The 15714-nt window shown below is 44.6% G+C and carries 15 protein-coding genes; 9 read left to right on the top strand and 6 right to left on the bottom strand.

The genetic code is table 11. The features are described from left to right. Positions 1-90: 90 nt before the first annotated feature. The 3 genes from W293_RS0112780 to W293_RS0112770 all read right to left on the bottom strand — a co-directional run bounded on the left by W293_RS0112780 (position 91) and on the right by W293_RS0112770 (position 4353). Positions 91-729: a DsbE family thiol:disulfide interchange protein gene (locus W293_RS0112780; protein ID WP_025652806.1), complete on the bottom strand. Its 639-nt coding sequence runs from the start codon at positions 727-729 to the stop codon at positions 91-93. Between the two features lies 1 nt (position 730). Beyond that, positions 731-2761, bottom strand: a complete 2031-nt coding sequence (locus W293_RS0112775; RefSeq protein ID WP_025652805.1) for a heme lyase CcmF/NrfE family subunit — start codon at positions 2759-2761, stop codon at positions 731-733. Positions 2762-3018: 257 nt separating this feature from the next. Beyond that, a complete protein-coding gene (locus tag W293_RS0112770; RefSeq protein WP_025652804.1) occupies positions 3019-4353 on the bottom strand; it encodes a membrane protein in 1335 nt (444 codons plus the stop codon). 697 nt (positions 4354-5050) lie between these two features. Between W293_RS0112770 and mrdA the strand changes: the two genes are divergently transcribed. The 8 genes from mrdA (at position 5051) to scpB (ending at position 12892) form a co-directional block, all read left to right on the top strand. Further along, positions 5051-7030 (top strand): penicillin-binding protein 2, encoded by a 1980-nt coding sequence (gene mrdA / locus W293_RS0112765; RefSeq protein ID WP_025652803.1) that lies wholly within the window; start codon positions 5051-5053, stop codon positions 7028-7030. A gap of 28 nt (positions 7031-7058) precedes the next feature. Beyond that, complete coding sequence (gene rsmD / locus W293_RS0112760; protein WP_025652802.1) at positions 7059-7736, top strand: 16S rRNA (guanine(966)-N(2))-methyltransferase RsmD; 678 nt, start codon at positions 7059-7061, stop codon at positions 7734-7736. A 211-nt stretch (positions 7737-7947) separates the two neighbouring features. Then, positions 7948-8376, top strand: coding sequence for a 50S ribosomal protein L13 (gene rplM / locus W293_RS0112755; RefSeq protein WP_010199223.1), 429 nt, complete (start codon positions 7948-7950; stop codon positions 8374-8376). 10 nt (positions 8377-8386) lie between these two features. Then, complete coding sequence (gene rpsI, locus W293_RS0112750; protein ID WP_025652801.1) at positions 8387-8773, top strand: 30S ribosomal protein S9; 387 nt, start codon at positions 8387-8389, stop codon at positions 8771-8773. A 293-nt stretch (positions 8774-9066) separates the two neighbouring features. Beyond that, positions 9067-10164, top strand: a complete 1098-nt coding sequence (locus W293_RS0112745; RefSeq protein ID WP_037026150.1) for a lysophospholipid acyltransferase family protein — start codon at positions 9067-9069, stop codon at positions 10162-10164. A 163-nt stretch (positions 10165-10327) separates the two neighbouring features. After that, entirely contained in the window at positions 10328-11428 is a 1101-nt protein-coding gene (gene trpS / locus W293_RS0112740) for a tryptophan--tRNA ligase (RefSeq protein WP_025652799.1), read from the top strand. A gap of 32 nt (positions 11429-11460) precedes the next feature. Then, positions 11461-12321 carry a segregation and condensation protein A gene (locus W293_RS0112735; RefSeq protein WP_025652798.1) on the top strand — a complete coding sequence of 287 codons (861 nt, stop codon included), beginning with the start codon at positions 11461-11463 and terminating at the stop codon, positions 12319-12321. 25 nt (positions 12322-12346) lie between these two features. After that, complete coding sequence (gene scpB, locus W293_RS0112730) at positions 12347-12892, top strand: SMC-Scp complex subunit ScpB (RefSeq protein ID WP_025652797.1); 546 nt, start codon at positions 12347-12349, stop codon at positions 12890-12892. 159 nt (positions 12893-13051) lie between these two features. On the opposite strand, the gene lolA is transcribed toward scpB, so the two are convergent. From lolA to rplU, 3 genes are all read right to left on the bottom strand, one after another. Beyond that, a complete protein-coding gene (gene lolA / locus W293_RS0112725; protein WP_025652796.1) occupies positions 13052-13741 on the bottom strand; it encodes an outer membrane lipoprotein chaperone LolA in 690 nt (229 codons plus the stop codon). A 373-nt stretch (positions 13742-14114) separates the two neighbouring features. Continuing rightward, a complete protein-coding gene (gene rpmA, locus W293_RS0112720) occupies positions 14115-14372 on the bottom strand; it encodes a 50S ribosomal protein L27 (RefSeq protein WP_010199200.1) in 258 nt (85 codons plus the stop codon). Between the two features lie 91 nt (positions 14373-14463). Next, positions 14464-14775 carry a 50S ribosomal protein L21 gene (gene rplU, locus W293_RS0112715; RefSeq protein ID WP_025652795.1) on the bottom strand — a complete coding sequence of 104 codons (312 nt, stop codon included), beginning with the start codon at positions 14773-14775 and terminating at the stop codon, positions 14464-14466. Positions 14776-15292: 517 nt separating this feature from the next. Here rplU and W293_RS0112710 point away from each other — a divergent pair. Beyond that, positions 15293-15714 (top strand): helix-turn-helix domain-containing protein (locus W293_RS0112710; RefSeq protein WP_025652747.1); only part of this gene is annotated, 422 nt, incomplete at its 3' end.

Raw genomic sequence — 15714 nt, 5'->3', positions numbered from 1 at the left:
CAAATATGAAGCTAGCCAATGCTGTGGTCAGAGTTTTCATGTGCTTTGTCGGCATAGTCATTGTCTTCATAGTCATTATAGGCATCGTTATCATTTGCACGCCTCCTTGACCTGATTGGGGTCGGGACTGACATTGCGTTTATTGGCTTCGTTGAGTACCATGAGACAAGGCGTGATACGACTTTGCCAATTACTCTCATTAATCTCACCGATAATATGCTGACGAATAACCCCTTCACCATCGACCACGAAAGTCTCAGGTGCTCCCGTCAAACCTAAATCTAACGCAAACTGACCCGACAAATCCTGAATAGACATCGAGAAGGGATCGCCGCCGCGGTTAAGATATCCTAGCGCATCCCCGATGTCATCTTTGTAATTGACGCCAACCAAATTGACGCCGCGCTCTTCTAACTGCATTAAAAAAGGATGCTCGATAATACAAGTGGGACACCAAGAGCCCCAAATATTCATCAAAAACGGCCGATCAGGCAGATTGTCGTTGGTCATAATACGACTGGTATCTGACAATAACGGCAGCTCAAATGCAGGCACCGGACGCTCAAGAGCAGTATTGGTGACGATTTCAGTCGGCTGGCCCAAACGCATATAGAGCATAACCACAAAGCCTGCAAAAACGATGAGCGGAATCAGAAACCATATCTTTAGCTGCTTTTTATTGATGGTCTTATTAGCATTTTGGTTAGAGGTGTTGTTTGACGTACTCATACTAATTGTCCCCCATCTTTACTGCCGGTGCTTCCACATCTGCTACAGTCACAAAGCCTGCTGAATCCATCGCATTTTGGCTGACAGTCTTAGGCTTTTTGATGCGATAACGCTTGTCTAGCATACTTAGCAATCCACCTAGAGCCATGATAATAGCACCAAGCCATATCCAACGAATCAACGGCTTCACATAGATACGTACCGCCCATTGGTTGCTGTCTTCAGCAATTGGTTCGCCAAGTGCGACATAGACATCACGCATGAGACTGGCATCAATTGCCGCCTCAGTCATCGGCATCATACTCACCACGTAAGTACGCTTTTCAGGATACAAGGTAGTCACTGCGCGACCGTCTTTGGTCACCTCCACTTCCGCTTGCATACCATCGAAGTTACTGCCTCTGACTTCATGAAAATCCTTTACAGTAAAGTCATAACCTTGCACATGCACGCTATCATTTTCGCCCAATGCCACATCACGCTCGATGCTTAGGCTACTAGTGAAGGCGATGCCGATAACCGCTATCAACACACCAATATGTGCCGTTTGCTGACCCCAGTAGCTCAAACGCAATTGACCCAAGCCTTTAAAAAAGCTCGGTGCATTTTTGGTTTTGTCTTTAAAGTCGACGACCATCCAGAACAATACCCAAAAACTAACGGCCAAAGTGACACCAATATTGAGCATAGAAGACGGGTGGACAAAGTAAGCAATAATCGCTGCCAATACTAAGCTGCTAACAGCTATGACCATACCAACGCCAAGTAATGGGCGCTTGTCTTTTTTCCAGCGGATATTAGAGCCCATACCCATCGCAATCAATAACAACCACGTTAAGGGGACAAATAGCGCATTAAAGTAAGGAGGGCCTACCGATACTTGACCCAAATTAAAGGAATCAGCAATGATAGGATATAGCGTACCCAGCAAGACCACTAAGGTAGCAATCAGAATAATGACGTTATTGATGACTAAGAATGACTCACGCGAGATAAGCTGGTACTGACTCTCGACCGTCAAACGCCAACCGCGCACTGCGAACATCAACAGGCCGCCACCAATAATAACCCCTAAGATAGCTAAGATGACTAAGCCACGAGTTGGATCAGCGGCGAACGAATGCACCGAAGTGATAACGCCAGAGCGTACTAGGAACGTGCCAAGTAAGCTCAGCGCAAAGGCAAAAATCGCCAGCATAATCGTCCATGCCTTAAAGACACCACGCTTTTCAGTCACTGCCAACGAATGTAGTAATGCCAAACCGGCAAGCCATGGCATCAGTGACGCGTTCTCTACTGGATCCCAAAACCACCAACCGCCCCAGCCAAGCTCGTAATAGGCCCACCAAGAACCCAGCGCGATACCAATGGTTAAGAAACCCCAAGCAGCGAGTGCCCATGGACGCGACCAACGCGTCCAAACGGCATCCAAGCGCCCTTCCCATAATGCTGCCATACAAAACGCAAACGGCACGACCATGCCCACATAGCCCATATATAGCATCGGCGGATGAATAATCAGACCGAAATCTTGTAGAACAGGGTTCAGATCCGCGCCATCGACAGGCAGGTTTGGCAAAGTACGATCAAACGGCGACGAGGTAAAGATTAACATCGCCAGCATCATCATCTGTACGCCAGCCAATATCACCAATACCCGCGCACGCATCGACAGCGGCAGACCACGGCTAAAATATGACACCAAGGCACACCAAGTGGCCATGATGGTCATCCATAACAATAACGAACCTTCATGCCCGCCCCACGTTGCTGATAGCTTATAGTACCAAGGCAACAAGGTATTAGAATGCTGGGTGACGTAGACCAAGCTAAAGTCATTGTAATAAAAGCCGGCCATCAAAGCGCCAAATGAGGTAATCATGGCAGCAAACTGTGCCCATGCCAAACTTGGTGCCAAACGCTGCCAAGCAACGTGATCACGCATGATGCCAATAGTTGGCAACACCACTTGCAAAATCGCCAATATAAAGGCGGCCAGCAAGGCAAAATAACCCAATTCTGTGATTAACATATGGTCTAACCTTGTTTACCTTGGATACTATCTAAGAGTCGCCGATGGCATTTATTAGCCACTGGCGAACGCTATATAGTCCTTAATGCGGTCATAGTTTACGGTTACAAACAGAGGTTTTAATCGCTATAGAAGCCCATAAAACCCGCTACTATTATCGTGATGTACTAATACGATTTATTAATACAAAGAAGCTGTCTTACACTGGTTGTGCTTTTATTAAGTCTGTAAAAAAAGTTACTTACTGCCCTACTGCCCTACTGCATCGCTGGGAAAAACACCAACACCAGATGCAACCAACCTGCCAAAAACCCAGTCAGTCCACCCAAGACGATAAGCGTCATCTCATCTTCCCGAAACGCCGGACGTAATAAGTTCTGAAACTCATTTGGCGATAATGCGCGAATACGATCTCGGAACAGCCCAAATATCTTACTGGCACGGCTTTCATTCAACTCAGGATCACGTAGTGGCACCATGGTCGCGACGATGGATTTATCAATAATAGTATTTTTTAACTGCCCATACTCACGGCGACCCAGCCCTACTCTTAACGTCGTACTAATGACCGGCGATTCTAACACCTTATATAAGTGCGACTTCATGAGCTCACGCGTTTGTGCAGCACGGTCACCATACATCATCTCATTCATGATGTTCTCAAGCGTCACCAAATCTTTTACCACAATCTCAGCGAAAACCTCAGAGACTTCTTCTTGACGCTTCATAAAGCCGCCCTGAAAACGATACTGGCCAATATGCGGCAGCTGCGGCCTAATGAACGGGAAGCGACTTTGTAGCGCAAAAAACTTCACATACGGTATAAAGTGCGGCTCTATTGGATTAAACACCATCCAAATGGCGATCCAGTTGGTGAGAAACCCCCAAATAGCGGCAAAGAAAGGTACGGTCCAATGCTGCGGCACCACCAAAAAAATGAACATTTGCACAATACCGAAAACCAATCCAATCAGCGCACTGATATGCCAAATAAAGTTAATCTCTTTTTGGCCTACCTTCAAAAACATATCGACCATTAAGCGCCGATCGTTTTCCATGGTATTAACAATCATTTTACGCATATCGACCAAGTCTTCGACATGATAAGTCAAATCCGTCACCAGCGACTGCATGATACTGGGCAACTCTTTGTGTGCTTGGGCGTAGACGCGACGCTTTAAGGCATAGGGCAAGTTGCCCCAGAGGGCTGGCGAATGGTCGAGCATAATCTCATCAATCAGTGGCTCAAGGTTTTTATCCACGGTATCAGTGATAAAAACTGCCATTTGATCCGGCTCCATCGCCTTAAAAAACTCATCAAGCGAACCGAGCTTAGAGAGCGTTTGATCTACAATTACCCCAGATATCTTGCCCGCTTTTCGCGGCACGATACCTTGCCAGCCGATACCCGGTAGGCCAAAAAACGGAAAGTTCGGAATACGAATACCCCAAAACTTAACAGGATAAAACAGCATTTTGAGCGCCATCCACACGTGTATCCAAGTGACGAATGCCGTCACGGGTGGGATGGTTAGCATGGCAAAAAACTCTGGGTGCTCAGCTATCGTTTGCCACAATGAAGTTGCGTCCATGACTTTGGTTGTCCCTGACATGATGATTGTCGTTGCTAATAAAATATGCTTAGCAAATTAAGAACGCTCAAAAGACGTTCCCCCAAAATAACTACTAATAACCAACCGGTTCAAGACCCTGTTAATTCGTTCAAGGTACCTTTAATTGGTTTAAAATATTTTTAATTGATTTAATATTTTTGAATATAAGACAGATAAGTGCAAGTCCTATCAATGCAAGTAATACTCTATAATAGCCTGCGCGACTCTGACAGCGCGTCAATGCTATATAGAATTGACGATATAAAATAAATCGCCTGATTTTAGCATACTTGCTATTCATTAGCACACGTCGACCCTAGCCAAGTTGTGACTAGAGATGACAAGTTCTGTTGCCTCACTGGTATTGTGAAAGTAATCGTAAAAGAATCATCCTCATAATCGTAAATATCTCAAACCCATTTATCTCAATCACTCATGATGCCAACGATAAAATAAATCGCAGAGTACTGCGCCCTCGCATTTGTTCTGTTATAATTTGTGATTAATTTGCAGCGAAATTCAACACACCAGTCATTGCAAGTTAATGATTGCGCATAGCACTGTATCTGATTGAAATCATTAATCTTATCCTTTATATTCATCGCGCTTAGACTGACTATCCCACCGTTTTATCCCGCTTCTGATGTTTCGCCGACCGCCTGAGTACTGATTTTATATGAATAAACCGCTAGCTTCCGACACCGAACAGGTCAACCGTATTTTTGCGCACCGGATCATTATCTTTGGGCTACTAATATTTTTGGGTCTGAGTGGTTTGCTACTACGCTATGGTTATTTGCAAGTCTATGCTCATGATAAATATACGACACAGGCAGACAACAATCGCATTAAGCTGATATCTGCACCGCCAAGCCGTGGTTATATTTATGATCGTAATGGGGTGATACTGGCGGACAATCAGCCTGTATTTACGGCGATGCTCAGCCCTGATGAGGTCGAAAACCCAGAACGTACCTTAAATTTGCTCGCGCCCATCTTTGAGCTTACCGATAAAGACATCACGGATATTTTGGCACGTCTGAGCAAAAGTAAAAACGATCCAGTGACCATTAAAATCGATTTAACCGAAGCACAATTGGCGCAGTTCAGCGAGCGCAAGCCTTTCTTTCGCGGTGTTACTATCCAGAGCAAGTTGACACGCTCATACCCTTACGACGAGCTGTTCGCCCACGTCATTGGTTACGTCGGCCGTATCAACGACAAAGAAAGCAAGCGCATTGACAAAGATCGCTATGCGGGCACGGATCTCATTGGCAAAATCGGTATTGAAGATTTTTATGAAGATATTTTACTTGGACAACCGGGCTACCAATCGGTAGAGACAGACGCTCACGGCAATATTATTCGCCAACTAGACACCAAACCGCCGATTGCAGGTAATGATATTACCCTGAGCTTAGATTACGGTTTACAAACCGTCGCTCAGCAGCAGCTCGATGGTCGTCGCGGCGCTATTGTGGCGATAGACCCGCAAAACGGTGACGTACTGGCCTTTGTCAGTAATCCAAGCTATGACCCCAACCCTTTTATCTCTGGCATCTCGTTTAGAGACTATGGCTCACTACGGGACGATCTGGATCAGCCACTATATAATCGGGCATTACAGGGCACTTACCCGCCCGGCTCTACTATCAAGCCTTTTGAAGGTTTGGGCGGGATTCATTACGGTCTGCGTGATTGGGACACCACTATTTATGATCCTGGTTATTTCAGTCTGCCCGGAGATACCCACCGTTTTCGCGATTGGAAACGTGGTGGTCACGGCACAGTCGATCTCAAAAAGTCTATCGTGATGTCGGTTGATACCTACTATTATAAGCTGGCCTATGAGATGGGCATTCAGCGTCTGCATGATTGGATGGTACGTTTTGGCTTTGGCGAGGAGACTGGCATTGACCTGCCCAATGAAAAGTCAGGCATTATGCCATCGCCAAAATGGAAAAAAGACACGTACGATAAAGGCTGGCTACCGGGTGAGACGATCTCAGTCAGCATCGGTCAAGGGTATTTCTTAGCCACGCCGCTACAGATCGCCAATGCGACAGCGATGACTGCCAACAAGGGCTATCACATTACCCCGCATCTGCTGAAAAGCAGCGATGGGGCAGCAGAGGTCAAGGTCATCACCAAACCCGATGGCAAAATCGACTATAACGGCAAACCCTCTGATTGGCTACGCATGCATGATGCGATGGAAAGTGTGGTGAAAGGTGGCACGGGACGTGGTATCTATACGCCGCGCTATCGTATCGCGGGTAAGACTGGTACGGCACAGGTAAAATCCATCGCTCAAGGCAAACGTTATGATAAGTCTGCGATAGACAAGCGCCACTGGGATCATGCGTGGTTCAACGGTTTTGCGCCAGTAGAAGACCCACAAATCGCCCTTGCCGTGTTGGTCGAAAACGGTGGCGGCGGTAGTGCCGTGGCAGCACCTATTGGTCGCGCGCTATTTGACTATTGGGTATTACAACGCAAAAATGATCCTATCTTGCCACCAACAGCTGACCAACTAAAAGTCATCAAACGTCAAAAAGCCTTTGAAAAAGTCATGCGTGATGCCCTGCGCGACAAAGAAGCAGCGTTAGCAGAGCAGGCAGCCGCGCAAGCAGCACCCACGACAGCGAGCGAATAAAGACCCATAAAGAATAAGAACGGTGACCATGAAAAAATTAGCAACATCGCATAGCACTAAGCGTAAAACGTCTCATCAAGCAAAATCGTCGGCTGCCGGTCAGGTACGTATTATCGGTGGACAGTTTAAACGGCGCAGCGTCAGCTTCATCGATGCCGAAGGTTTACGTCCGACCCCTGATCGCCTGCGGGAGACCCTATTTAATTGGTTACTTGCTGATATTCATGGTGCATACGTGCTCGACAGCTGTGCCGGTAGTGGCGTCTTAGGCTTTGAGGCACTGTCTCGTGGTGCGGCACACTGCACCTTTATCGAGATGAATCGAGCACAAAGCGACATGCTGCAGCAAAGCGCTGAGCAGTTGCGCCTCGACGCTGATACCTATCAGATTATCAATGGCACCGCAGAGCAAGTATTGATGCAAAGTCACCTTGTCTCGCGCCCTTTTGATATTGTCTTTATCGATCCGCCCTATGCTGAAGATTTGTGGCAGCCGATTTTAACGACGCTTATCAGCCAGTCGCTCATTAGCCCCACGACCCTTATTTATTTAGAGGCCGATAAAGACTTAGCAGCACAATTGAATCAGCTAGCGAATATATTCAATGAAACATCAATGATACAAGCGCCAATCAGCTTTGATTGCCTCAAACAAACCAAAGTGGGACAAGTTGTCGCTGGACTTTATCAGCTATCATCGTCATAATTGTTTGGTTAATAAAAACGATTAACAAACGTTACAAATGTTTAGAACCGCTAAAAAACTGGCCAACGCTGCAGTTTAATGTATATAAGGCGAAAATAAACCCCAATGCAGCTTGCAAGCGTAGGCGCTACTGCTTATAATGTGCAGTCTGTTTTTTGAGAGCCCCGTTCCCAGCTAAACTCTCAACGAATTCTAATTTTAAGGTTTTATCATGAAAACACTTAGTGCAAAACCAGCTGAAGTGACCCATGACTGGTATGTCGTAGATGCTGACGGCAAAACCCTTGGTCGCTTAGCCACTCAAATCGCTACTCGCTTACGTGGCAAGCATAAGCCGTCTTTTACGCCGCACGTTGACACTGGTGACTTTATTGTTGTCATCAATGCTGACAAAATCACGGTAACGGGTAAAAAAGCGCAAGATAAAAAATACTATCGTCACAGTGGCTATCCAGGTGGTATCAAAGAAACCAACTTCAGTAAACTGCTTGCACATAAGCCTGAAGATGTTCTACACAAAGCGGTTAAGGGTATGCTTCCAAAAGGTCCTCTTGGCTATGCGATGATCAAGAAGCTGAAACTATATGCGGGTACTGAACATCCACATGAAGCACAGCAACCTAAAGCACTAGACATCTAAGGATACACTTATGGAACGCAATTACGGAACTGGTCGCCGCAAAACTTCTACTGCTCGTGTCTTTTTAGCTAAAGGTACTGGTAGCATTGTTGTTAACGGCAAGCCACTTGATGAATATTTCAGCCGCGAAACCTCACGCATGGTTGTTCGTCAGCCTCTAGAATTACTTGACTCACCTACTGCTTATGATCTTTTCATTACGGTTAAAGGCGGCGGTATCAGTGGTCAAGCGGGCGCTATTCGCCACGGCATCACGCGTGCATTGATCGAGCTTGACGAAGCCAACAAACCTGCTCTAAAAGCAGCTGGTTTTGTGACTCGTGATTCACGTCAAGTTGAACGTAAGAAATTGGGCCTACGTAAAGCACGTAAACGTCCACAATTCTCGAAACGTTAATCAAAACTACTTCTTTGCTTTTTGTGGTTATCGTCTTTTTCTCAGAGTCGATTTAACCGTATTAAGCAAAAGAATAGATTTGCAAAACCCCATAAGCTGGTCACAGCTTATGGGGTTTTTTTATGCCCACTCATCTCTTTATTGACAAGCGATGTATGGCGTAAGCGGTTGCGTTGCACACCGCTCTTATTGCCGCACTTTGCGAAAATGTTGCTTGCAAAGCGCCTAACGCTACCCCATCATATTACCTATCTATTTATGATACGCCGTTATTTATAGCGCAGAAGGATATTATGAAAGCGCCCGAACAATACGATCCAAGCAAGTCATCAAAGACCGATATGCCAGCGCCAACTGCCGCGCAGCATGGGAAAGCAGCGAAGTCACCCGCTATTCCTATCGGCACGCCAACGATTACTCAAACCCATAAACGTACGGCACAAGCAGATAAAAAGCCTTTTCAATGGCAGTTTTTATTGCCTAAATATTGGGCGATTTGGCTACTACTGGTTATTTTTCTACCGATGATTTATCTGCCACTACGTTGGCAGTTTTGGCTTGGGCGTAAAGTAGGTATTTTAACCTATAAAGTAGCAGGATCGCGGCGACGTGATACGCTGATTAACTTAAGGCTGGCCTTTCCAGAGAAGCCAGAAGTCGAACGTGAGCTGATGGCTAAGCAAGTCTTTGTCAACCAAGGTATTGGTGTGTTCGAAACCTTATGTGCATGGTTCCGACCAAATGTCTTTACCCGCACCGTTTCTATCTCTGGATTACAGCATCTCGTTAATGCCCAAAACGAAGGTCGTCCAGTCATTCTACTAGGCGCTCACTATACCATGCTCGATTTGGGCGGCTTACTTTGTGCACAATTTTTCCCTGTAGACTGTATGTATCGCACGCAGAATAATCCATTACTTGATTGGTTTATTTATAATGGCCGCACCAATATATTCGGTACACAGATTTCTAGTCGAGACATGCGCAGTTTGGTCAACTCTATCAAAGCCGGACATGTTATCTGGTACTCTCCTGACCAAGATTATGGTCTTAAGCAAGGAGTAATGGCACCATTTTTTGGTGTGCCAGCAGCGACTATCACCGCTTCAAGACGCATGGCAAAGCTAGGTAGCAAAGACAAGCCACCTGCGGTCATGGCATTGCATACCTATCGGCAGACGCCTGATAATCTGCCGAGTGGCAAACGCCCGCATTATCATTTAACCATTACCCCAGCATTAGATCATTATCCCAGTAACGACGAGGTTGGTGATGCTAGCCGTGTCAATGAAATCTTAGAAGGGTTGATTCGTATTGATCCGACTCAGTGGATGTGGTTCCATCGCCGCTTCAAAAATGGGCCTGATGGTCGGACTGGTATTTATAAGTAGACTCCTATTCTTAAGAAAATTGCTGGGAAAATTTGCTATACTTTGCAGCTAATATTTTATCTTGTCATCAATACATAAATAACCACATAAATAGCGTTTCAATAACCACGCAATTATAATAATTCGATAAATAAAACCTTTATAAATAAATAACGGATTTTCCATGAATAATAACCGCACTTCTGATAATCAAACTTCTGACAGCCAAATCTCTGATAACTCGACACAAGCCAAACGCATTTTAACTGGCATTACCACTTCAGGCATTCCACACTTAGGCAACTATGTAGGCGCCATTCGCCCAGCGATTCAATCTATTCAGAACAGTAATGATGAAGCTTTTTTCTTTTTAGCCGATTATCATGGCATTATTAAATGCCATGACCCTGCTATTATTCATGAGTCTACTAAAGCGATTGCTGCAACTTGGATTGCCTGCGGTCTTGACCCTGAGCGTGTGACCTTTTATCGTCAATCAGATGTTCCCGAAATACCAGAATTGGCTTGGGTTTTAAATTGTTCATGTGCCAAGGGTTTAATGAATCGTGCTCATGCTTACAAAGCATCGGTAGATGCCAACATGAATAAAGAAGATGTTGATCCCGACCAAGGTATCACGATGGGTCTGTTTGGCTATCCGGTATTAATGGCTGCGGATATCTTAATGTTTAATGCTACTCACGTACCAGTAGGACGTGATCAAATTCAACATATTGAAATGGCGCGTGATATTGCGGGTACTTTTAATCATAAATATAAGCCGCTATTTACGCTACCCTCTGCGGTGGTCGATGATGAGATGCCGCTATTGACGGGTCTTGATGGACGTAAGATGAGTAAGAGCTATGGCAATACTATTCCGCTATTTGGTGAGCTAAATCCACAAGTTAGCGCTGAAAAGCAGATGCATAAAGCGATCATGAAAATTGTGACCAACTCACAATTGCCAGAAGAGCCAAAAGATCCTGACGATTCTGCTATTTTTGAGATTTATAAAGCCTTTGCCACACCTGCAGAAATTGCTGATATGCGTACGCAATTCGCTGCAGGTATAGGTTGGGGTGATGCCAAGCAAGCGCTGTTTGATAAAATCAACGATGAAATTGCGCCATTCCGCGCACGCTATGAAGAACTGATGGCTAATCCAAAAGAGTTGGAGGAAATCTTGCAAATGGGCGCTGCTAAAGCCCGTCGTCACAGCCAAAAACAGTTGGATAAAACGCGCCGTGCGATTGGTATCCGTCCGCTTGCTAAACTTAAATAAATTATCATTGATTACGATACTAGACTACCGACATGCAGAGTGAACGATTAATTGAGTCTAGCGTAGAAATTCATGATATGTCACTGCGTATCTATCAAACGCCAGTGCAGCATCTGCCAGAAGATCTCTATGTGCCGCCGCAAGCATTTGCCATTTGGCTCGAGCAATTTGCTGGGCCCTTAGATTTTTTGTTATATTTAGTCAAAAAAAATAACGTTGATCTGACCCAAATGCCAATATTGCCCATCACTGAGCAGTATTTGGCTTATATTAGTGAGTTGGACACCGAGCATTTTGAATTGGCCGGTGACTATCTTCTAATGGCGTCGACATTAATTGCAATCAAAACGGAGCTTTTGTTACCAAAGCCAGAAACCCCTACCGATGAGCGCGATCCAAAGGCTGAACTGATTGAGCGCCTTGAGGAATACGCCCAAATCAAAGCCGCCAGTCAGCGTTTGGACAGTCTTGTGCGTCTTGAACGCGATGTGTTTTTGGCGATGGCTAGTATGCCCAGTCAAGATATTATGAATGCCGAGCTGCCCAATTACTCGCCAAATCTGTTGATTGATAGCTTATTTAAAATGCAGTTACAGCCCGACTATCAGATGCATACCATTAAAGTCGATGCCGTTCCTCTTGCTGACCGTATCGCCAGTATTAGCCGTCAATTAAGTATGAATGGCGCGCGCTCGTTTTATGGGCTATTAGATAAAACTCAAGGCAAGATAGGTGTGGTGGTTAGCTTCGTTGCCGTGCTCGAGCTGATGAAACGCCAGCTAGTTGGTGTTATAAACGCTGATTTAGAGAGTCACCCTAACGATACTGCTACTGGTAATGAATCTGCTGAAGACAGCCACCTAGGGTCATTAACGTTACAGTGGTTGGCTTAATGGTTTTTAATAGAGAATATGTAAAATGACAGATACGCAGCATCTACATTTAGCAGAGATGAGCAAACATATTGAAGTGCTGCTGCATGCATCCGAAGCACCACTCACCGCTCATGATTTAAAGAAGCACTTGTCTGTGTCTAGCAAAGATCTCAAACAAGCTTTGGCATTATTACAGCAGCGCTTGGATACGGGTGTACTAAGCTTGCATGAGACGGCCAGTGGTTATCGCCTACAAATTGCGGATAGCTACAGTGGCTTGATTCAGCGTGTATTCCCGCAGCGTCAAGAGCGCCTTAGCCAAGCCTTACTTGAGACACTGAGTGTGATTGCTTATAAGCAGCCAGTGACCCGCAGTGACATCGAGCACGTGCGCGGTGTCACGCTATCGAGTAATATATTGCGTCAGCTGTTCGATAAAGGCTGGATTGAAGAGAAGGGTTATAAGGAAACCTTGGGTCGACCAGCATTGCTACATACCACGCCACAATTCTTAGATGCCTTTGGATTGAATCATTTAGATGAGTTACCACCGATGCCAGATATGGCAGCCATTAAAGCGCTCTCTTAGCCTCAAAGTACGCTCTTAAACAGCTTGCAATGAGAACTGTATACTATTTTTAAGACCATAAAAAAGGACAAACCTAATAGGCTTGTCCTTTTTTTGAAGCAAATTTTTAAACCAGTTTTTCTAAATCACTACAGTTAGATTAACAGTACTGATTGTTAATTATTGGTTAATAATATCAACGCCCTTTGGCGGGGTAAATTTAAACTGGCTGCTGCTGATGCTCGGGTTCAGTTTGATGCCACTAAACTTGATAGAGGTCGTTTGACCTAAGGTATCATTTAGCACCATCATGACTGGCTTACCACCACTAAAGCTCATTGATAAACTCTTAAAGCTGGCACTATCCGACTTTGGATAAAGCACATAGTAGTTTTTATTATCATACGGCTGGGTGATTTTAAAGTTTTTATCGATTTTGCTTGGATCACCTGATAATAAGAGTGCTGGGGTATTACCCACTTGGCTATCGACGTTTTGCTTAGTCGCTTGCTCTAAATCTTTGTCATAAACCCACATCGATCTGCCATTAGCAATGATTAGCTGCTGTGAAGGTGACTTTGTTTCCCAGCGAAAGTTGTTTGGACGCTGCACACTCATAGAGCCAGAAAACGTGCCACTATTAGCGCCTTTGGTTGTTTGGCTAAAGTTAGCCGTCATACTCTTGGTATTGGCTAACAGTGTATTTAAACGCTTAGCAGCCGTCAAGTTATCCGCAGGGGCAGCCGTCGCTGATTGTGTGAGTGCCATCATCGGCGCTGCGACACCAAGTGAGGTCATCAACACACCTGCTAAAGCACCGCTCCTCATTTTTTGTTTTAGGCTCGTGGTTTGTTTATTTAGTAAAGTCATTATTAATCCTCTCTCAAAATGCGTAATCGCTAAAAAATAAATGTTGTTATTAAAATTTTTGTTTTCAATACTGTTTAATAGCCTAGATAAAACCAGCCTTATTAAGCAATGCGCACAGTGTGCCAGTTTTTTCATTACGCGCCTAGTCATGATTTGCAATCATTACTACGCCTGCCATACGCGCTTGTAACCACCTCTGTTACACACTATATCAAGATATTTATATAAAACCTTATAGGGTCGATTGGTTCACAAGCTTAGACTTGCTCTGGCTTACAGACATAAAAAATCCTCTACTACCAAACGGTAATAGAGGATTTTTTAGTCATCAGATTGTTTTACTCGAAAAGAATAAAACAACCTAGATGGGCAATTATGCGCTTTCAACCATAACATAACGACGGTTGAATTTACCTTTGGTCGCAAACTTTACCACACCGTCATTCAGTGCAAATAAAGTATGGTCACGACCCATGCCAACGCCTTCGCCTGCGTGGAATTCTGTACCACGTTGACGAACGATGATGTTACCGGCAACGATGGCTTGACCGCCAAAGATTTTTACGCCGAGCATTTTTGGGTTTGAATCACGACCGTTACGGCTTGAACCGGCAGCTTTTTTATGTGCCATGAGAAAATCTCCTTGTTAATGTGACTTATCGCTAATGCGACAACTCTTAAGCATTTAGTGCGCTATTTAGCAGTAATTGCTAAGTGGATAATTAGGCATTAATCGCTTTGATTTTTAACAAGGTGTACCATTGGCGGTGACCTTGCTCTTTGTGATAATGCTTACGACGGTTGTGCTTGATGATACGGATTTTTTCGCCGCGACCATGTTCAACCACTTCTACTTCTACGCTAGCACCTTCAACGATAGGCTGACCGATTTTGACAGTTTCACCGTCAACAACCATCAACACATCTTCAAATTTGATTGTTTCGCCTTTTTCTGCTTTTAGTAATTCAACTTTTAAAAGCTCATCGACGACTACACGGTGCTGTTTACCACCAGTTTTGATTACTGCGTACATTGTCTGACTCCGTTTAACCCGTGTGCCGTGGATGATATTATACCAACGCTTTTACGACGAACACGACAGGGAAAAATTAAAGGCAAGATTTTACGGCTTTTTGCTCATAAAAGCAAGCCGCGCCTCTTGTTTTTGTAAGGTGATTACACTAAACCAGCGCTAATACTACTACATCTATTAATATAGAGGGAATGGCAGTGTGACTGATGGTTAAGTCGATCGAATCTGCCACTCAAGCAAAATGCTTACTAATAGTAATAAATACTGACTTACATCTAACAGCGGCCATTATAACGCATATAATCAGTTGCTTACAGTCTTTTATCAATCGCTTTTGCTTAAGCAGCCATTGTTGATAATGCCCCATAAAACTATTTATAATTCTTTTTTGTTTTTATCATTTTTATTTGGTACTTAGATTAACACATGAAGTGCAATACCAAATGTGAGGTGAAAAAAAGACCTAGATGCGCTAGCATCAAAGTCTTTATCCACCGACCAAAGTGAGATTGCAACCATGAACTATACGCATCTAAGCCTAGGGGAACGATACCAGATTTATGCCCTTATAGGGGCAGAACATAGTATTAATTTTATAGCGCGGGCGTTAAACAGAAGTCCCAGTACCATATTAAGAGAAATCAGACGCAATAAAAGCCTGCGCGGTTATCGAGTCAATAACGCTCATAAGAAAGCTTGTGCAAGACGATCAAACAATGCGCTCAGCATCATCGCTGACGTATGGGACTGGGTCACAGACAAGCTTAAAGAGAACTGGAGTCCCCAGCAAATAGCAGGTGTTCATGGTGGACTCAGTCATATGAGCATTTATCGCTATATATGGACAAACAAGCGTAAGGGCGGCAGGTTATGGCAGTGTCTCAGACGTAAAGCCAAGCCTTATCGGCAGCGTTTAACTGCTGAGACTCGTGGTCGTAT

The organism is Psychrobacter sp. TB67 (genome assembly GCF_000511065.1).
GTDB lineage: Bacteria > Pseudomonadota > Gammaproteobacteria > Pseudomonadales > Moraxellaceae > Psychrobacter > Psychrobacter okhotskensis.
Note: the sequence above shows the minus strand (reverse complement) of the source record. Positions and strands in the feature narration are given on the sequence as shown.